This window comes from Pseudomonas sp. GL_103 (genome assembly GCF_057835175.1).
The window spans coordinates 3,587,579-3,605,362 of record NZ_CM174420.1 but is presented as its reverse complement, the minus strand read 5'-3'; the positions used below and the strand labels follow the sequence as shown (position 1 = coordinate 3,605,362).

Annotated in this window: 18 protein-coding genes; 11 read left to right on the top strand and 7 right to left on the bottom strand. The window is 59.0% G+C overall.

What is annotated here, in order from left to right; genetic code table 11:
• Positions 1-150: 150 nt before the first annotated feature.
• The gene (locus tag AC3IP0_RS16205; protein WP_489325292.1) at positions 151-489 is read right to left on the bottom strand and encodes a hypothetical protein; all 339 of its coding nucleotides are present in this window, start codon (positions 487-489) and stop codon (positions 151-153) included.
• A 315-nt stretch (positions 490-804) separates the two neighbouring features.
• On the opposite strand from AC3IP0_RS16205, the gene AC3IP0_RS16200 reads away from it, so the two are divergent.
• From AC3IP0_RS16200 to AC3IP0_RS16180, 5 genes are read left to right on the top strand one after another with little or no spacing between them, the layout of a single operon-like run.
• A complete protein-coding gene (locus tag AC3IP0_RS16200) occupies positions 805-2,277 on the top strand; it encodes a c-type cytochrome (protein WP_489325290.1) in 1,473 nt (490 codons plus the stop codon).
• 49 nt (positions 2,278-2,326) lie between these two features.
• A complete protein-coding gene (ctaD, locus tag AC3IP0_RS16195; RefSeq protein ID WP_489319791.1) occupies positions 2,327-4,099 on the top strand; it encodes a cytochrome c oxidase subunit I in 1,773 nt (590 codons plus the stop codon).
• Positions 4,096-4,788 carry a cytochrome c oxidase subunit 3 gene (locus AC3IP0_RS16190; protein ID WP_489325289.1) on the top strand — a complete coding sequence of 231 codons (693 nt, stop codon included), beginning with the start codon at positions 4,096-4,098 and terminating at the stop codon, positions 4,786-4,788. The genes ctaD and AC3IP0_RS16190 overlap by 4 nt, the downstream gene beginning before the upstream one ends.
• Before the next feature lie 6 nt (positions 4,789-4,794).
• Positions 4,795-5,520 carry a heme-copper oxidase subunit III family protein gene (locus AC3IP0_RS16185; RefSeq protein ID WP_489325287.1) on the top strand — a complete coding sequence of 242 codons (726 nt, stop codon included), beginning with the start codon at positions 4,795-4,797 and terminating at the stop codon, positions 5,518-5,520.
• A gap of 13 nt (positions 5,521-5,533) precedes the next feature.
• The gene (locus AC3IP0_RS16180; RefSeq protein ID WP_489316126.1) at positions 5,534-5,851 is read left to right on the top strand and encodes a cytochrome C oxidase subunit IV family protein; all 318 of its coding nucleotides are present in this window, start codon (positions 5,534-5,536) and stop codon (positions 5,849-5,851) included.
• Positions 5,852-5,883: 32 nt separating this feature from the next.
• On the opposite strand, the gene AC3IP0_RS16175 is transcribed toward AC3IP0_RS16180, so the two are convergent.
• The gene (locus AC3IP0_RS16175) at positions 5,884-6,444 is read right to left on the bottom strand and encodes a magnesium transporter (protein WP_489325285.1); all 561 of its coding nucleotides are present in this window, start codon (positions 6,442-6,444) and stop codon (positions 5,884-5,886) included.
• 133 nt (positions 6,445-6,577) lie between these two features.
• Positions 6,578-6,868 carry a hypothetical protein gene (locus AC3IP0_RS16170; RefSeq protein ID WP_489319790.1) on the bottom strand — a complete coding sequence of 97 codons (291 nt, stop codon included), beginning with the start codon at positions 6,866-6,868 and terminating at the stop codon, positions 6,578-6,580.
• Positions 6,869-7,145: 277 nt separating this feature from the next.
• Between AC3IP0_RS16170 and AC3IP0_RS16165 the strand changes: the two genes are divergently transcribed.
• Positions 7,146-7,397 (top strand): hypothetical protein, encoded by a 252-nt coding sequence (locus AC3IP0_RS16165; protein ID WP_489316113.1) that lies wholly within the window; start codon positions 7,146-7,148, stop codon positions 7,395-7,397.
• A gap of 418 nt (positions 7,398-7,815) precedes the next feature.
• Here the strand turns inward: AC3IP0_RS16165 and AC3IP0_RS16160 are convergent, their stop codons facing one another.
• Together AC3IP0_RS16160 and AC3IP0_RS16155 are read right to left on the bottom strand one after the other, a co-directional pair.
• Positions 7,816-8,301, bottom strand: coding sequence for a MaoC family dehydratase (locus tag AC3IP0_RS16160; RefSeq protein WP_489316112.1), 486 nt, complete (start codon positions 8,299-8,301; stop codon positions 7,816-7,818).
• Between the two features lie 80 nt (positions 8,302-8,381).
• The gene (locus AC3IP0_RS16155; RefSeq protein WP_489316111.1) at positions 8,382-8,999 is read right to left on the bottom strand and encodes a LysE family translocator; all 618 of its coding nucleotides are present in this window, start codon (positions 8,997-8,999) and stop codon (positions 8,382-8,384) included.
• A 189-nt stretch (positions 9,000-9,188) separates the two neighbouring features.
• Between AC3IP0_RS16155 and AC3IP0_RS16150 the strand changes: the two genes are divergently transcribed.
• Positions 9,189-9,641, top strand: a complete 453-nt coding sequence (locus AC3IP0_RS16150; protein WP_008053368.1) for an Lrp/AsnC family transcriptional regulator — start codon at positions 9,189-9,191, stop codon at positions 9,639-9,641.
• 156 nt (positions 9,642-9,797) lie between these two features.
• Here the strand turns inward: AC3IP0_RS16150 and mhpT are convergent, their stop codons facing one another.
• Entirely contained in the window at positions 9,798-11,015 is a 1,218-nt protein-coding gene (mhpT, locus tag AC3IP0_RS16145; protein WP_489316110.1) for a 3-(3-hydroxy-phenyl)propionate transporter MhpT, read from the bottom strand.
• A 346-nt stretch (positions 11,016-11,361) separates the two neighbouring features.
• On the opposite strand from mhpT, the gene AC3IP0_RS16140 reads away from it, so the two are divergent.
• Positions 11,362-12,669: an OprD family porin gene (locus AC3IP0_RS16140; RefSeq protein WP_489327813.1), complete on the top strand. Its 1,308-nt coding sequence runs from the start codon at positions 11,362-11,364 to the stop codon at positions 12,667-12,669.
• A 73-nt stretch (positions 12,670-12,742) separates the two neighbouring features.
• Here AC3IP0_RS16140 and AC3IP0_RS16135 read toward each other — a convergent pair whose 3' ends face one another.
• On the bottom strand, positions 12,743-13,231 hold the full coding sequence (locus tag AC3IP0_RS16135) for a MarR family winged helix-turn-helix transcriptional regulator (RefSeq protein WP_489316109.1): 489 nt from the start codon (positions 13,229-13,231) through the stop codon (positions 12,743-12,745).
• A 214-nt stretch (positions 13,232-13,445) separates the two neighbouring features.
• Between AC3IP0_RS16135 and AC3IP0_RS16130 the strand changes: the two genes are divergently transcribed.
• The 3 genes from AC3IP0_RS16130 (at position 13,446) to AC3IP0_RS16120 (ending at position 17,782) form a co-directional block, all read left to right on the top strand.
• Complete coding sequence (locus AC3IP0_RS16130) at positions 13,446-14,276, top strand: p-hydroxycinnamoyl CoA hydratase/lyase (RefSeq protein ID WP_046038330.1); 831 nt, start codon at positions 13,446-13,448, stop codon at positions 14,274-14,276.
• 83 nt (positions 14,277-14,359) lie between these two features.
• Complete coding sequence (locus AC3IP0_RS16125) at positions 14,360-15,808, top strand: aldehyde dehydrogenase (RefSeq protein WP_489325283.1); 1,449 nt, start codon at positions 14,360-14,362, stop codon at positions 15,806-15,808.
• A 90-nt stretch (positions 15,809-15,898) separates the two neighbouring features.
• Positions 15,899-17,782 (top strand): feruloyl-CoA synthase, encoded by a 1,884-nt coding sequence (locus tag AC3IP0_RS16120; protein ID WP_489325282.1) that lies wholly within the window; start codon positions 15,899-15,901, stop codon positions 17,780-17,782.
• The last annotated feature ends 2 nt before the right edge of the window (positions 17,783-17,784 follow it).

The window sequence follows — 17,784 nt, the reverse complement described above, 5'->3', positions numbered from 1 at the left end:
AGGTGGATTTAACTGGGCGGGAAGGGCCGCTTCTGCCTGTGGTTTCAACCGGTCGAGGCAACACAGTGAATTCTGTTTAAAGGACGAGTAAGTTTTCGCCACCGCACATTACCCCGCGGAGAAACACCGATGCCGGGAATCACGTAACCGCTACTCAAGCAGTTGATCAATCAACACCGCATTGGTGTAGATCAAACTGCCGTCACTCGCTCGGTGTCCAACCAGATGGAACTGACCGCGTTCGTCGTGCAAATAGACACGCATTTGACAGTCGGACAAGGGGGCGTATCCCTCGGGCATGATCAGTTCCATCGAGTCCATATCGACATCGACCATGGCTTCACGCTCGTGGGTCTTCTGCAAGCGCTCTTCGGCCTCCTCCAGACGGACATGGAGAGGTCCGTCGACGTAGAAATGGACTTCCCCCATCCGGGTGGACTTTTGGGCGTTGCTGGGTTTGCACCAGCCTTCGATCGTCAGGGCACTCATGACGAAACCTCCCATGTGGATTGCTGGACTGTGTAGCTATCGTCCCTGCTCAAGGTCATCACTTACGTTTGACGACTAAACAAGGGCAGGGTTCGTCCTTTGGGACCGCTTCCGGTCGATCTCTGCCGTCCGTCATCAGAAATTCAGTATAGCTGGCAACCGGACCTCCTTTGCCAACCTCACGGTACAAGCCGATGGCTCTATACTCCTTACTGACTTTACCGCCCGGATGGGTGGTATTTGTCTGCCCTGCCTGGACGTCAGTGGCGATGCTTTTGCATAACCAATGAGCAACAGGAATAGGATGAAGAGGAAATGGCAATAGCAATTGTCCTGATACTAATCGTTATTGCATCAGTGCTATTCCACATACTAGCGCCTTGGCATGCGACACCGGCAGCTTCCAACTGGGGGTCCATAGACACCACCCTGTTCATTACCCTGATCATTAGCGGAGTATTTTTCATTGCCATCACGGTATTCATGGCGGTCGCGGTGATGCGGTATCGTCACAAGGAGGGTGCCAGGGCGGCCTACCAGCCAGAAAACAAAAAGCTGGAACTGTGGTTGATTATCGTTACCTCGGTAGGTATTGCCGGGATGTTGGCGCCAGGCCTGGTTGTCTACAACGATTTCGTCCGGGTGCCGAAAGAGGCTTACGAACTTGAAGTGGTCGCCCAGCAGTGGCAGTGGGCCTTTCGTTTTCCCGGCCAGGACGGGAAATTGGGTAAGTCGGATATCAAGTTTGTTGATTCCGCCAACCCCCTCGGCCTTGATCCCAAGGATCCTGCAGGGCAGGACGATGTGCTTGTCATGAATAATGAAGTTCGCCTTCCGCTCGATCGGCCGGTGAAAGTCTTGCTGCGCGCTAAAGATGTCCTGCACGATTTCTATGTACCGCAAATACGCAGCAAGATGGATATGGTGCCAGGAATGGTGTCGTACTTTTGGTTTACGCCAACTAAAACCGGAAAATACGAAGTTCTTTGCGCTGAATTTTGTGGCGTAGGTCATTACAACATGCGCGGCCATATGATCGTGGAAGAACAGGGCGTCTTCGATCAATGGCTGAAAGGCCAACCGACTTTTGCGCAGACATTGACGATAGCGGCCAAACCCGGTCGAGACAGCGTGCTGGAAAAAGGCCGCCAGTTGGTCGAACAGCTCGGCTGCAAGGCCTGCCATAGCCAGGATGGCAGTGCCAGTCTCGGCCCGGGATGGAAGGGGCTGTACGGCCGCACTGAACAGCTTGCCGATGGCACCAGTGTGGTGGTCGACGAGGCCTACCTGAAAGAGTCGATTCTCGATCCAAAGGCCCGACTGGTACAGGGCTACCCGCCGGTCATGGTGGCCTATACTCTCAAGGACGATGAGCTGGGTGCTGTCATCGCCCTGATCAAATCACTGGGTGCTGCGGGGCAAGTCGATGAACCTTCGACCGGTGAAGCGTCGAGCCCGGGTGAAGACTTGGTGGTGCAGGGACAGCGGCTGGCCGGGGCGCTCGGCTGTCTGGCCTGCCACAGTGTCGATGGCACCAAGGGCGTCGGCCCCAGCTGGCAGGGCCTGTATGGCAAGACGCAAACCCTTGCCGACGATACGAGCGTAAAGGTCGATGAGGGCTATATCAAGGATTCGGTTCTTCATCCCAATGCCAAAATCGTCAAGGGCTATGCCGCCGTCATGCCGGCCCTGGCTCCGAGTGACGAGGAGTTGAATGCACTGATCGCTTTTATCAAATCCAAAGCGAATGCTGACGCTGACGCAAACAAGGCGGAGCCAGGGACGTAGCCGTAAAACAGCCAGAAATACACTGAAACTTCGGCAGGAGGATGACGTGATGGCCTATGCGGAGCAAGCCGAAACAGAAGCACTACACGAGCCAAAAAGTTTCCTGACCAAATATATCTGGAGTCAGGACCACAAGGTCATAGCCATTCAATATTCGTTGACGGCCATCTTCGTGGGGCTCATCGCTTTGGTGTTGTCCAGCTTGATGCGCATGCAGATAGGCTTCCCCGGTAGCTTGGCGTTCATGGACGCCAGTACTTACTATCAGGCGATGACCATGCACGGCATGATCATGGTCATTTACTTGCTGACGGCCTTGTTTCTGGGTGGCTTCGGCAACTATCTGATCCCGCTGATGGTGGGCGCCCGCGACATGGTCTTCCCCTATGTCAACATGCTCAGTTACTGGTTTTACCTGGTGGCGGTGCTGGTGTTGCTCAGCAGTTTTTTTGTCCCTGGCGGTCCGACCGGTTCGGGCTGGACGCTCTATCCGCCACAGTCCATTACCCAGGGGACACCGGGGGTCGAGTGGGGCATTGTCCTGATGCTCGTCTCACTGGCGATTTTTATTGTCGCCGCCACCATGGGCGGGTTGAACTACGTCACCACGGTGTTGCAGGCGCGCACGCACGGCATGACCTTGTTTCGCATGCCGCTCTCGGTATGGGGCATCTTCATGGCCTCGATCATGGCCTTGCTGGCGTTCCCGGCGTTGTTCGTCAGTGCGGTCATGATGCTGTTCGACAAGCTGTTGGGCACCAGCTTCTTCATGCCGGCGATGATCTCGCTGGGGCAACAGCTCGATCACCAGGGTGGCAGCCCGATATTGTTCCAGCACCTGTTCTGGTTCTTCGGCCACCCGGAGGTCTATATCGTTGCTCTCCCTGCGTTTGGCCTGGTCTCCGACTTGATCAGTACCCATGCGCGTAAAAATATCTTCGGTTACCGAATGATGGTGTGGGCCATTATTGCCATTGGCGTACTCAGCTTTGTGGTCTGGGCGCACCATATGTATGTCAGCGGAATGAACCCGTACTTTGGCTTTTTCTTCGCCGTCACCACCTTGATCATCGCGGTGCCGACTGCGCTGAAAGTCTATAACTGGGTACTGACCCTGTGGCGCGGCGACATCCACCTGACCGTGCCGATGCTGTTTGCCCTGGCCTTTATCGTCACCTTCCTGGTCGGCGGTCTGACCGGGTTGTTTCTCGGCAATGTGATCGTGGATATCCCGCTCTCGGACACCTATTTCGTCGTGGCCCATTTTCATATGGTCATGGGGGTCGCCCCGGTCCTGGTGGTGTTCGGCGGTATTTATCACTGGTTCCCGAAAGTCACAGGACGCATGTGGAACGACACCCTGGGCAAGCTGCATTTCTGGATTACCTTTCTGGGTACCTACGCCATCTTCTTCCCCATGCACTACCTGGGTTTCCAGGGCATGCCACGTCGCTACTACGCCTATGAAAACTACGCGTTCATCCCGCAGTCCGCGCAAGACTTGAATGCCTTCATTACGGTGATCGCATTGATTGTCGGCGTTTCCCAGTTGCTGTTCCTGTTCAACCTGACCTGGAGTGCATTCAAGGGCAAGCCGGCAGGCAGTAATCCCTGGGGCGCGGCCAGCCTGGAGTGGCAAACGCCGGACACCCCGCCGAAACACGGTAACTGGGGAGAGAAATTGCCGGTCGTGCATCGCTGGGCCTATGACTACAGCGTGCCGGGGATAGAGCAGGATTTCGTTCCGCAAACGGTTTCCACCGAGGAGTTGGAGCAGATGCGGCAACTCAGTGCCGGAACCAAGGCGGACATCAAGACATGAACAGACTGCTATTGAGAAACGCCGACGGCGCTGATCCCGGCGGCAGTTGGAGTCGCGACCCTGAGGGTATTCAGGCCGCCGAGGATGCCAATAGAAGGCAAATCGCAAGGGTAGGCCTGCGCTTGTTTCTGGTGGTGGTGAGTTCGTTATTCTTCCTCTTCCTGATCGCCTTTATTGCCCGTTCTCAAATGGCCGACTGGCTACCCCTGACAGAGCCTTTGGCGCCATTAGGCAATCTCCGGCCGCTCTGGCTGAATTCGGCTTTCCTGGTATTGAGTTGCATCGCATTGCAATGGTCGCGTATGGCCGCCCGAAAGGCTCGGCCGGGCGCAACTGTCATTGGTTTTGCATTGGGGGGTGTCTTTGCCATTGCCTTTCTGGCGGGGCAACTCTGGCTCTGGCAGCAGTTTGTCGCCTGGGGCTACTTTGTCGCCAGCAATCCGGCCAACAGTTTCTTCTACCTGTTGACCGGCCTGCATGGGCTCCACCTGCTGGGCGGGCTGATCGCCTGGTGCTGGATCGTCGCTAAATTCCTGCGTCATGTGCCACTGGCGCAACTTGGCGTCAGCGTAGAGCTCTGTGCCATCTATTGGCATTACTTGCTGGGCCTTTGGTTCGTGCTATTCGCGCTGCTGGCCAGCACGCCGCAAACCTATGAAGCCATCGCCAGATTCTGCGGCCTGAGGTGAACAACCATGGCATTGCACCCACAAGCCCAAGCCCAAGCCCAAGCCGAGATCAGTTCATCCAATCCACCAGGCTTGCCGCCTGCACCGGGATGGCAGGGCATCGCCAGCGATTGGGCCTCGGATAAAGACGCCTTCAAGCAGGTGCCTTGGGGCAAGGCGATGATGTGGATATTCCTGCTCAGCGACACGTTTATATTCACCTGTTTTCTGACCGGCTACATGTCGGTACGCATGACCATCACCAGCGCCTGGCCGAACCCCAGTGAAGTGTTCGCATTGACGATCGGCGGCAAGGAAATCCCGCTTATTCTGATCGCCATCATGACCTTTGTGCTGATCAGCAGCAGCGGCACCATGGCCATGGCCGTCAATTTCGCCTATCGCCGTAATCGTGCGAAAACCACGGCCCTGATGCTGGCGACCGCTGCCTTGGGGGTGACTTTCGTCGGCATGCAGGCATTTGAATGGACCAAGCTCATCGCAGAAGGGGTGCGTCCCTGGGGGAACCCCATGGGAGCGGCGCAATTTGGCGCGAGCTTTTTCATGATTACCGGTTTTCACGGACTGCATGTATCAATCGGCGCCCTCTACCTCAGCATTGTGGCGCTGAAGGTATGGCGCGGAGATTATGAGCGCTCCGGAAACTATCAGAACGTCGAGATAGCCGGGCTTTACTGGCACTTCGTGGATTTGGTGTGGGTATTTATTTTTGCTTTCTTCTATTTATGGTAGAGGAGCACGGGTGATGGCACATGCTCAGGGTCAGCAACATCCAATCAGTTTGTACCTTAAGATCTGGGGGCTGTTATTCGTCCTCAGCACGCTGTCGTACCTTGTCGACTATTTCCACTTCCATGGCTATCTTCGCTGGTCCCTGATTATCACTTTCATGTTGTTGAAGGCAGGTTTGATTGTCTCCATCTTCATGCATATGGCATGGGAGCGCCTGGCATTGGTCTACGCCATACTGGTGCCACCTTTGTGTTTACTGGTGCTCATCGGGCTGATGGCCACCGAGGCAGACTATGTATTCCTCAGCCGGGTCATTTCCTTTGGCCAGTAAGCATCTTTCGGATGGCCTGGAGTCTCCAGGCGCTAACCGGATATCACTCGCTTGAACTGATGCCATTTATGCTGCCAGGCCACTGTCCAGTGCGGGGCTGCCGCTCCCGTGCCGGCGACCTTCAGCTTTGGATGCTGTTTGATGACCTGATCCAGTACCGATTCCTGATTCGGTTCAACATCCACGAAGAAGATATGTTTGCCTTCTTTTACGGCCTGTTTGAAATTTCGGAAGTGAGTGTTCGGCACCTGGAAGCCAAAAAAACCGCCTTCCCAGATGCAGAAGCCCAATACAACAATGGCAAGGAAGATAAAGGGCATCCAGCCTGCGGCGGATTCGGTCCAGCCCATCCAATAGGCGCCACCCAGGACCAACGCTGCGAGTGGCACGCCGATCACCGCACCAATCTCACCAGAGTGAACAGCATCCTGTTCCATTAGCGAACTGATCTCGTGGAGGTGATGTTCTTCTACATCAGCAACTTTTTCACTGAGTACATGAATCTGTTCGGAGTTGATGCCGCTGGCTTCCAATTCATATTCAACGTTTTCAAGATCGTTGAGATTGTCACTGATGTAATAGTGTCGGTTCATGCCACACCTCCCATCTCGGGTTTGCTGTAGACCTCCTCTGTCCGGCAGCAGTCGGTAGCTGTACTGTGGGGAACGTTGCACACCCCGTGCAATCTGGAAAAAGTATAGCACTCACCACCCTGCGGATCGGTTGCTAGCTGATCTGCACAATGACCGGGCCTTCCGTCACGATCGGCGGGTTCGCGCGGATATTCGATGCATTTTTCTGAATCCAGTCACGCGCGACTTTCAGGCTCGCATCGCTGCCGGCCTTATCCGTGCAAACAGTCACCGCTGTACCACCATCACCCGTATTCAATAGTGTGTAGCTGACGAGGCCAGGCACTGTCCGCAGGGTCGCTTCGACGTCGGCATTGCGCTCTTCCAACAGCTTGAAAAGCTCCTTTGCTCCAGTACCCAGGTAGGTTCTTATAACCGCATACATAGTCGTCTCCCTTGGGAGTGCCGCCTTGATGTCAATCCAGATCCGTTGATGGCCGCTATCACTTAAGTTTTCAGTTCGCCCTGATTTATTAAGCTTAGCCAAACGCCGGCGACAATCGTAATGCAACGACCACCGGCCACTTCTGGCCGTTCTCTGCCGGTCGCCGATCCTGATCCCTCTAGGCAGTCTGTGTGCATGGGCTACACTCAAAGGTGCGCCGATTTAATCCTGCTTGCGGGGGCGCTTGAGAAATACTCGCTAAAGCAGAGTAGCTACCATGCCTACTCTTTCGATTGATTCACACACCCGTCTGCTTATCGCCAAAGCCATCATCTCTACTACAGGTGAAGCCGAAGCTATTCGTATCGTCCCGCTGCCGGACGGCGGTCAACTATTGCTGATGTTCAACTGCGGGCATATCGCCGTCGACCTCGTATCGGATCAGGACGATCTGTTCGACAACCACCACCTCGTGTTCGACGTATCTGCACAGGTCATTGCCGACATGGAAAGCCATCGCGGCGAATAGGTTGGGTTGTTCCGATCCTGAGAAACTAGGCCGTCTCGCGAGACGGCCTTTTCACAATAGTTCGCGACGGGCGCGCTGTTGGCGCAGTCGCTCTGAAACCGTAGGTTTGCGTGTCACTGGTGACACCGACCGGGCTGGACCATGTCCTTGCTCGGATGGACTGCCTGCGTAGTTCGCCAAGCTACTCTCGCGGGTCTCGCGCACCAACGCATGATCGGCGCGTTCGGATTCAGTCAATGGCAGCTCAGAGGCCATTGCATGCTGCCGCTGGTTATCGCCTAACTCGAACGCCTGCTTTGTCGTTGAGACCGTCCGGCGGTCAGTGTCCGCTCCTGGCCGATTACTTCCGGTCGTAAAAGCCTGCAACCACCCATAGCGGACACACAACGCATAAGTCGCTGCCACTCACGTCAGGCAATCAACTCATGGACCGGGCTGCGCCATTGGTGGGGTCGCCGTCAAAGAGCATTTGTGTGAGTCGTTCACGTTCTTCAGTTCCCGGCAGCACACCGCAAGTCGTGGCCTCCAGTACTGTGATGCCCTCTGCATTGAATATCCTGACTTCGGCCTTTGCATGTCCTCGCTCATCGATGTCAACGATGAGCCAATGGCAGGTGATCTGTTCTCCCGCGTAAACGGGACGCTTGAAGTTGAAACTCATCCCTGTGGCCAGCCACCCGATTTGCCCGCCGACTTCGGTGAGCAGGCTGGCTGTCAGAAGGCCGTGGGCAATGGGCGCCTTGAACCCGCGCAACTCTGCGTAGCCTGTGTCGCAGTGAACCGGATTGTAGTCTCGGGAAATCTGCGCGAACTGACGAATATCGTCTTCTGAAAAACAGCGGATTACCGTGAACCGGGCGCCGGCCTGTAGACCTTCGGCGGCACGTTCTCTTGGGCTCTTCATGAAAGCTCCCTGGAAGGCGAGGGTGGAAAGGTATGCTCGGGGCCTGGAAATACGCTTGCACTCATGACCAGTGCCGGGAATTAACCCAGCATCTGTTCGGTAAACAGCGTCACGGCGATGATGATCATGGTCGCTCCGGAGAAACGACTGACCCACCGAGCGGCGGTTGGGCGTGCCTTTAGAACAACCTGTGAGCCAAACCCGACCAGCAGATAAATAACGCTACAACTGACGGTGTGGACGAGCCCGAGCGCTAGCATCTGCGTCGGTACGGGCCAGGGGGCAGTGGCGTCGGCAAACTGAGGCAAGAGGGCCAGGAACAGCAGGAACACTTTCGGATTCAAGCCGCTGACGCAAAGCCCCTTGAGTGCCCAGCGCAGCCATGAGCCTGAGGTCTGAACTTCATCCGTATGGGGTGTGGAGGGACGGGTGAGCATGTTGATGCCCAGCCAAAGCAGGTAACCCGCCCCGGCCACCGTCAGCACTGACAAGACCCCAGGATGGTTGGCGACCAGGGTGCCAACACCCGCGGCTACCACCACTGTGGCAATCAAGTGGCCGGATAACAATCCGCCCACAGCCGGAATGACAACGCGATGCTTCAGGCCAGCGGATATCGCGTAGGCCCAATCCGCTCCGGGCGTAACGACGAACAGAAACGACACCGCCCAGAAGGCAACAAAGACACTGAAGGTCATGGCGTCACCCGCGCCCGTTCATCAATCACCGCGTTGTTCATCGTCCCGCCTCTCATATCAAAGGCCGTCCCTCTTGTTTTCTGAAGAGGAGTACGGTTGTTAATGGATGGGGGAAGATTAATGAAATGTTGTTAGAATTAACTTTCAAAGATGGTCGTATTTTCATTGCAAAGAGGGAGATTATTCTGCGTGGACAGAACTGACCGGAAGATTCTTGCCGAGCTGCAAAAGGATGGCCGCCTTTCGGTCACTGAACTTGCCGAGCGTGTAGGCTTGAGCCTTTCACCCTGTCATCGGCGAGTGCGGGCACTGGAGGACTCCGGTGTATTGCTGGGCTACCGCGCGCAGCTTGATCCCGGTGCATTGGGCCTGAATTTTTCCGCAATGGTATTTGCCACGCTCCGCGAGGGTGACCGGCAAGCGGTCGAGGCGTTCGAGGCGGCGCTCATTGATATACCCCAGGTGGTCGATGCCCAGAGGTTGTTTGGGGAGCCGGACTACCTGCTGCACGTCGTAGCTCAGGACTTGCCCGCCTTTCAACGGCTTTACGATGAGAGCCTCTCGACATTGCCTAATGTGCAACGGCTCACCTCGACCCTGGTCATGAAGCGGGTCATTCAAGACCGGCCGCTACCTTTGTGATCGGCGCGCACACCTTCTGGTTATTTCGGCTGTTTGCGACGGGGTTTCGGGCATGTGCAGGCCTCCTCAGCAGTTTTCGAAGTGGGTCCTGCGCTGGCCGCGCAGGACGATATCAAAGCGATACGCCAGGCAATCCTGAAGCCTCTGTCCCGGGGCTCAGTTTGCAGCTTGGGGTTGAGACTCGGTGGTCGCTCCGTTGCGGGCGATCACGGTCAGGATCGACAGTGCGGCGATCACCAGCCCTGGTGACGTTGCCAGTAGCACGCCAGTGGTGCCGGCACCGGCGGCGAGGATCTGGCCGGCGGCCAGGGGACCTGCCACCGAACCGAGCCGGCCGATGGCCACGGCCGCGCCGACACCGGTGGCGCGCACCGAAGTCGGGTAGGAAGGGGGCGCCAGTGCATACAGCACAAGCTGTGCGGCCATGACGAACAGCCCGACGGCAAACCCGGCGATTGCCATTGGCACGATACCCACTGACAGGCCGACCCCGGCCAGCGCCGCCAACACCCCGGCGTACACGAACAGGACCACTTTCAGGCCGTTGCAGCGGTCCAGCATCACTCCGCCGAGCAGCGAACCAATGGCGCCGCCTATGTTGAACAGCATCTGCACCATGCCTGCCTGGGGCTTGGTGAAACCCTGTTCCAGCAACAGCGAGGGCAGCCAGTTGAGCAGCATGTACATCACGGTCAGGGTGAAGAAGTAGCTCAACCACAAGGCCAGCGTACAGCGTGCCCGTCCTTCGCCGAACAGCGCCTGGGCGGTGGACGACCGTGGGCTGGCGGTCGTGACGTGTTGCTGGTGGAAGGCCGTGGATTCGGGCAGCAGCAGGGCCATCAGCGGCACCACCAGTAGAGGCGTCAGACCGCCGATGATAAAGGTGGTTTGCCAGTGTTCACTGGAAAACATCGCCACCACAGCCGCCAGCGCGCCGCCCAGGGGCACGCCGCAGTACATGACGCTGATGGCGGTGCCGCGATGGCGCTCGCTCACGGCCTCGGCACACAGGGCAATCAGGTTGGGCAGGGCGGCACCCAGGCCCAGGCCGGTCATGAAACGCACCAGCAGCAAGCTGGAATAGCTCTCGACATAGGCGGTGCAGAGCGAGAAGACACCGAACAGCAGCACGGCGCCGACGAGGATTTTCTTGCGGCCGATACGATCGGCCACCCAGCCGCCAAAAAACGCACCCGGCAGCAGGCCGATGATCCCGGCGCTGAACACCCAGCCCATCATCTTCGGGTCCAGGGCAAAGCTCTGGCGCAACCCCGCGGCAGCGGTGCCGGCAGCCTGCAGATCGAACCCCTCGATGAGCGCAACGATAAAGCACAAAGCGATTGTCAGCGTCGAGCGACGCGATGGACTGTCCATGGGTGAACCTCATTGTTGTTTTTGTTATGCAGTCGAGCCCTCCGTGCGTTGGGGGCGCCGTCGGTGACCGCTGGCGATTAAGATAACAAAGATAACTAAAAAAAGAATGGTGTCTTGAAAATTGTAAAAAACCACAAATAAAGTGTTTAAAAACAGCGTATTAAGAATGCATTCATATTTATATGTTGAAATAGATAATAATATTAATGTTCGATTATCGGTCAGCTGCGATTGACGGCGACCCTTGGCTGTTTCCATTCTCTGGTCGTGAAGCCGGCAGTCCCGTGCGGATCCGGCACCCACGAACAACAATAAAAAGTGGACATCGAACATGCCAAAATGCCCCATGAACACCGGTTCCGTAGCGTCGCTCTCCTGCGTTTGCAGTATCCATCCAGGGTGGGTCGTGGCACTGCTAGGCGTCAGCGTTCTGCCCTCTCAGCTGCGGGCCGAGGGGTTTATCGAGGACAGTCACGCAAACTTGACCCTGCGCAATTACTACATTGACCGTGAATACCAGGACGGCGGCGCCAAGACTGCCGCGCGGGAATGGGCTCAGGGTTTCATCCTGGGCATGGAGTCGGGGTTTACCGAAGGAACGGTTGGCTTTGGCCTGGACGTGCGGGGGCTGCTGGGGGTCAAGCTCGACTCCGCTCCGGATCGCAGCGGCACCGAACTGTTGCCGGTGTCGGCAAGCGACAAGCGCGCGGCGGATGACTATTCGCGGCTGGCGCCGACGGCCAAGCTGCGGTTTGCCCAGACAACGATCAAGAGCGGCGATGTCTCGATCTTCCTGCCGTTTGCCTTCGCCAGCCCGTCGCGACTGCTGCCACAGACCTTTCGTGGCACCACGCTCAGCTCCAGGGATTTTGATGGCCTGACCCTGAACACCGGTTACATCGATCGCATCAACAAGCGCGATTCCACGGACTATCAGGCCATGACCATCGCCTCGCCGAACCGGCGATTCAACGGCGCTGCCACCACCTCACACCTGGCCTATTTGGGGGGTGATTACCAGGTCAACAAGGATCTGAGCCTGCGCGCCTACCATGCCGAAGTGACCGACCTGTACCAACAGGACACCCTGGCATTGCTGCACAACCTGCCGCTCGGCGAAGGTGTGTTCACCAGCGACTTGCGCAGTTTTTTCAGTCGCGAGGATGGCAGCGCCAAGGCGGGCAGGGTGGACAACCGCAACCTCTCGGCATTGTTCGGCTACCGCTTCGGCGGGCACCGGGTGAGCCTCGGCTACATGCACGCCAGTGGCGACACGGCGACGCCGTACATCTCAGGCACCGAGTTGATGGGCATGAGTGAGCTGACCATGAGTTCGGACTTTCTCAATGCGAAGGAGCGCACCTGGCAGGCCATCTACGACTATGACTTCGTCGCATCCGGCGTGCCCGGGCTGAAGGGGCGGTTGCGTTATGTGCGCGGCGACAATATCGAGTTGGCCGCTTTCAATGCCGAGGACCGCAAAGAGCGCGAGTTTCAGATGGAGCTGGGTTATGTGATTCAGAGCGGCCCGCTGAAAAACGTCGGTCTGTTGGCGCGCAAGTCGATCTACCGCAATGACTTCCCGGCCGGCGCGGCATTCCGCGATGAAAACCAGACCCGCTTCCTGGTGCTCTATACCTTGCCGATCTGGTAAGCCCGGGTCCTTCGACGTTCTCCGCCGGCCGTCCCTTTTTTTGTGGGGAGGGGGGCGTGCCGGCAGCGTGCGTTCAGTCCTGGTAAACCTTTCTCAGCAAGCGCAGCAGCTCCTCGCGCTCTTCGCCGGTCAGCGATGAAGTGGAGTCGAAATCGCTTTGCGCGGCGATCTGCTTGAGCTCCTTGAGCAAGGTTTCGCCGGTCTTGCTCAGGAAGATTCCGTAGGAGCGTTTGTCCGGCTTGCAGCGCACCCGCACCGCCAGCGCGCGGCTTTCCAGTTTATTGAGCAGCGGCACCACCTGCGGCGGCTCGATGGCCAGGGCCCGGGCCAGGTCGGCCTGCATCAGCCCCGGATTCTGGTCGATGATCGCCAGGGCCGAGAACTGCGCGGGGCGCAGGTCGTGGGCTGACAGGCGACCGATCAGGTTCTGGAACAGTTTGAGTTGGGCGCGCCGCATCGCGTAGCCGATCAGGTCATCCAGTGCCGAATCCAGCGGTGCCTGCATCTCGGCGGTGGCGGACGGGGACTCGCTCAGGTCGGCGAGGGGAGAAGGCTTGGCCATTGCGGGTGAATCCTGAAGAGGTGGAGGTTAATAAGTGTATCTAGTTTGCCGGGGTTGGCCGCTGATAGCTATGCCCGTCGTTCATGGCGGTAGGGTCGGAGGATATTTCCGGGTGGGTAAAAAAATGGTTAATTCGATTAATAGTTAATTGACATAACTATATCGATCCTTTAGTTTCCAGTCATCTTCAAGCCAAGAACAAGAGAGCATCGCCATGAGCAACTACGAAGGTCGCTGGACAACCGTCAAGGTCGAGATCGAAGAAGGCATCGCCTGGGTCATTCTCAATCGCCCGGAAAAACGCAACGCCATGAGCCCGACACTCAACCGGGAAATGATCGATGTGCTGGAAACCCTGGAGCAGGATCCGGCGGCCGGCGTGTTGGTGCTGACCGGTGCCGGCGAAGCCTGGACCGCGGGCATGGACCTCAAGGAATACTTCCGCGAAGTGGACGCGGGCCCGGAGATCCTCCAGGAAAAGATCCGCCGCGAAGCCTCGCAATGGCAATGGAAACTGCTGCGCATGTACACCAAGCCGACCATCGCCATGGTCAACGGCTGGTGCTTCGGTGGCGGCTTCAGCCCGCTGGTGGCCTGTGACCTGGCGATCTGCGCCGACGAAGCGACCTTCGGCCTCTCGGAAATCAACTGGGGCATCCCGCCGGGCAACCTGGTGAGCAAGGCCATGGCCGACACCGTGGGCCATCGTCAGTCGCTGTACTACATCATGACCGGCAAGACCTTCGGTGGGCAGAAAGCCGCCGAGATGGGCCTGGTCAACGAAAGCGTGCCCCTGGCGCAACTGCGTGAAGTCACCGTGGATCTGGCGCGCAACCTGCTGGAGAAAAACCCGGTGGTGCTGCGTGCGGCCAAGCACGGCTTCAAGCGCTGCCGCGAGCTGACCTGGGAACAGAACGAAGACTACCTGTACGCCAAGCTCGACCAGTCGCGCCTGCTCGACACCGAAGGTGGCCGCGAGCAGGGCATGAAGCAGTTCCTCGACGACAAGAGCATCAAGCCCGGTCTGCAGGCCTACAAGCGCTGAGACTGATCGCCGGGTGCCTGTCCGCCCCGGCGCGCTGTATCGCTCGAATGCATTCCCGATAAAGACAATAAAGAGGAATCACCATGCTGGACGTGCCCCTGCTGATTGGCGGCCAGTCGCTGCCTGCCCGCGACGGTCGGACCTTCGAACGCCGCAACCCGGTGACCGGCGAACTGGTATCGCGGGTGGCCGCCGCCACCCTGGAAGATGCCGATGCCGCGGTGGCTGCGGCCCAGGCAGCGTTCCCCGCCTGGGCCGCCCTGGCGCCCAATGAACGTCGCAGCCGTTTGCTCAAGGCCGCCGAGCAGTTGCAGGCGCGCAGTGCCGAGTTCATTGCAGCGGCCGGTGAAACCGGGGCCATGGCCAACTGGTACGGTTTCAACGTGCGGCTGGCGGCCAACATGCTGCGTGAAGCGGCGTCGATGACCACCCAGATCAATGGTGAAGTCATCCCCTCGGATGTGCCGGGCAGTTTTGCCATGGCCCTGCGCCAACCCTGCGGTGTGGTGCTGGGTATCGCCCCGTGGAATGCCCCGGTGATTCTCGCCACCCGCGCCATCGCCATGCCGCTGGCGTGCGGCAACACCGTGGTGCTCAAGGCTTCGGAGCTGAGCCCGGCGGTGCACCGGTTGATCGGCCAGGTCTTGCAGGATGCCGGGTTGGGTGATGGCGTGGTCAATGTCATCAGCAATGCCCCGGCGGATGCCGCGGCGATTGTCGAGCGACTGATCGCCAATCCGGCGGTGCGGCGGGTCAACTTCACCGGCTCGACCCATGTCGGGCGTATTGTCGGCGAGCTCTCGGCGCGCCACCTCAAGCCGGCCTTGCTGGAGCTGGGCGGCAAGGCGCCGTTGCTGGTGCTCGATGATGCCGACCTGGATGCGGCGGTAGAGGCAGCGGCCTTCGGCGCGTACTTCAATCAGGGACAGATCTGCATGTCCACGGAACGACTGATCGTCGATGCCAAGGTCGCCGACGCCTTTGTCGAAAAGCTGGCGGCCAAGGTCGAGACCTTGCGCGCCGGTGATCCCGCGCGGGCGGATTCGGTGCTCGGATCGCTGGTGGATGCCAGTGCCGGAACGCGCATCAAGGGGTTGATCGACGATGCCCTGGGCAAGGGCGCGCGGCTGGTGGTCGGCGGGCAACTGGACGGCAGCATTTTGCAGCCGACCCTGCTCGATGGTGTCAACGAGACCATGCGCCTGTATCGCGAAGAGTCCTTCGGCCCGGTGGCGGTATTGTTGCGCGGGGAGGGCGATGAAGCGTTGCTGCGCCTGGCCAACGATTCCGAGTTCGGGTTGTCGGCGGCGATTTTCAGCCGTGACACCGGGCGCGCCCTGGCGCTGGCCCAACGGGTCGAGTCGGGCATCTGCCATATCAATGGCCCGACCGTGCACGACGAAGCGCAAATGCCCTTCGGCGGGGTCAAGTCCAGCGGCTACGGCAGCTTTGGCGGCAAGGCGTCCATCGAGCATTTCACCCAGTTGCGCTGGGTCACCTTGCAGCATGGACCGCGGCATTACCCGATCTGAACAGCAGAAATAACAATAAAAAAGGCTGCAGCCACCACCATGCCCATTCGTGCGGCTTGGTGGTAGCGTGCCTTGATGGAGAACAAGCACGTGAGTTCCGAATTCAGATCGCAACCCCACACCGAGGCCGGCGCGCCGCGCTACCGTCACGTGTCCATCGGTCGCGCAGCGGTCGAGGTGACAGAGCAGCAGGGCGCGTTGCACATGCGTTCCCTGGAGCCATTGGCCGACTATCCGCCGCGATTGCTCGACCGTCTGGTGCATTGGGCCAAGGTGCGTCCCGAGCAGACCTTTATCGCCGCCCGCCAGGCCGACGGTGACTGGCGTCGGGTCAGTTACGCGCAGATGCTCGACAGTGTCCGGGCCATCGCCCAAAGCCTGTTGAGCTACGGTCTGTCGGCAGACAAACCGCTGGTGCTGCTCTCGGGCAACGACATCGAGCATTTGCAGCTGGCGTTCGGCGCCCTGTATGCGGGCATTCCCTACTGCCCGGTGTCGCCTGCCTATTCGCTGCTGTCCCAGGATTTCGCCAAGCTGCGGCACGTCTGCGACCTGCTGCAACCCGGCCTGGTGTTTGTCAGTGATGCCGCGGCCTACCAGCGTGCCATCGAGGCGGTGCTGCCGGCCCAGACGCCTTTGATCACCGTGCGTGGCCAGGTCGCGGGGCGTCGCCAGGTGAGCTTCGCCAGCCTGCTTGAGCAGCCGGGCGGAGCCGAAGCCGAAGCCGCGTTTGCCGGCACGGGGCCGGACAGTATCGCCAAGTTCCTGTTCACCTCCGGCTCAACCAAGCTGCCCAAGGCGGTGATCACCACCCAACGCATGCTGTGCGCTAACCAGCAGATGCTGTTGCAGACGTTTCCGGTGTTCGGCGAAGAACCGCCGGTGCTGGTGGACTGGCTGCCGTGGAACCACACTTTCGGCGGCAGCCATAACGTCGGCATCGTGCTATACAACGGTGGCAGCTTTTACCTGGACGACGGCAAGCCCACGGCGCAGGGGTTCGCGCAGACCCTGCGTAACCTCAAGGAAGTGTCGCCCACCGCCTACCTGACCGTGCCCAAGGGCTGGGAAGAACTGGCGTCGGCACTGGAGCAGGACGCGGAGCTGCGGGAGATCTTTTTCAAGCGCATCAGTCTGTTTTTCTTTGCCGCGGCCGGTCTGTCGCAAAGTGTCTGGGATCGCCTCGACCGGATCAGCGAACAGCACTGCGGCGAGCGTATCCGCATGATGGCGGGTCTTGGCATGACCGAGGCTTCGCCGTCTTGCACCTTCACCACCGGGCCATTGTCCATGGCCGGTTATGTCGGCCTGCCGGCGCCCGGTTGTGAGGTGCGCCTGGTGCAGGTGGACGGCAAACTGGAAGGGCGCTTTCGTGGGCCGCACATCATGCCCGGCTACTGGCGGTCACCGCAGCAGACCCTCGAAGCGTTCGACCCGCAGGGCTTCTACTGTTCCGGTGATGCGCTAAAACTCGCCGACCCGCGCGATCCGCAATCGGGGCTGATGTTCGACGGGCGCATCGCCGAAGATTTCAAGTTGTCATCCGGGGTGTTCGTCAGCGTCGGGCCTTTGCGCAGCCGTGCGGTGCTCGAAGGTTCGCCCTATGTCCAGGACCTGGTGGTGACCGCGCCGGATCGTGAATGCCTGGGAGCACTGGTCTTTGCGCGGATGTTTGAATGTCGACGACTGTCAGGGCTGGCGGCCAGTGCCAGCGACACTGAGGTGTTGGCCAGCGCGCCGGTACGAGAATGGTTCGCCGACTGGTTGCAGCGGCTCAATCGCGAGGCCACGGGCAATGCCAGTCGCCTGGAGTGGATCGCCTTGCTCGACGAGCCGGCGTCCATCGACCGGGGGGAAATCACCGACAAGGGCTCGATCAATCAGCGTGCGGTATTGCAGTGGCGCGCGGAGCAGGTCGAGGCGCTGTATCGCGGGCTCGATCCGGCCATCCTGCGCGCCGGGGCGAAGTCGTGAGC

Bases quoted from the DNA above. Each gene is read 5' to 3' on its own strand.
- AC3IP0_RS16135 (WP_489316109.1), bottom strand. From the start codon at position 13,231: ATGGCCAAGCCTTCTCCCCTCGCCGACCTGAGCGAGTCCCCGTCCGCC.
- mhpT (WP_489316110.1), bottom strand. From the start codon at position 11,015: ATGGACAGTCCATCGCGTCGCTCGACGCTGACAATCGCTTTGTGCTTT.
- AC3IP0_RS16165 (WP_489316113.1), top strand. From the start codon at position 7,146: ATGCCTACTCTTTCGATTGATTCACACACCCGTCTGCTTATCGCCAAA.
- AC3IP0_RS16190 (WP_489325289.1), top strand. From the start codon at position 4,096: ATGAACAGACTGCTATTGAGAAACGCCGACGGCGCTGATCCCGGCGGC.
- AC3IP0_RS16170 (WP_489319790.1), bottom strand. From the start codon at position 6,868: ATGTATGCGGTTATAAGAACCTACCTGGGTACTGGAGCAAAGGAGCTT.
- AC3IP0_RS16185 (WP_489325287.1), top strand. From the start codon at position 4,795: ATGGCATTGCACCCACAAGCCCAAGCCCAAGCCCAAGCCGAGATCAGT.
- AC3IP0_RS16155 (WP_489316111.1), bottom strand. From the start codon at position 8,999: ATGACCTTCAGTGTCTTTGTTGCCTTCTGGGCGGTGTCGTTTCTGTTC.
- AC3IP0_RS16125 (WP_489325283.1), top strand. From the start codon at position 14,360: ATGCTGGACGTGCCCCTGCTGATTGGCGGCCAGTCGCTGCCTGCCCGC.
- AC3IP0_RS16175 (WP_489325285.1), bottom strand. From the start codon at position 6,444: ATGAACCGACACTATTACATCAGTGACAATCTCAACGATCTTGAAAAC.
- AC3IP0_RS16200 (WP_489325290.1), top strand. From the start codon at position 805: ATGGCAATAGCAATTGTCCTGATACTAATCGTTATTGCATCAGTGCTA.
- AC3IP0_RS16180 (WP_489316126.1), top strand. From the start codon at position 5,534: ATGGCACATGCTCAGGGTCAGCAACATCCAATCAGTTTGTACCTTAAG.
- ctaD (WP_489319791.1), top strand. From the start codon at position 2,327: ATGGCCTATGCGGAGCAAGCCGAAACAGAAGCACTACACGAGCCAAAA.
- AC3IP0_RS16140 (WP_489327813.1), top strand. From the start codon at position 11,362: ATGAACACCGGTTCCGTAGCGTCGCTCTCCTGCGTTTGCAGTATCCAT.
- AC3IP0_RS16205 (WP_489325292.1), bottom strand. From the start codon at position 489: ATGAGTGCCCTGACGATCGAAGGCTGGTGCAAACCCAGCAACGCCCAA.
- AC3IP0_RS16130 (WP_046038330.1), top strand. From the start codon at position 13,446: ATGAGCAACTACGAAGGTCGCTGGACAACCGTCAAGGTCGAGATCGAA.
- AC3IP0_RS16160 (WP_489316112.1), bottom strand. From the start codon at position 8,301: ATGAAGAGCCCAAGAGAACGTGCCGCCGAAGGTCTACAGGCCGGCGCC.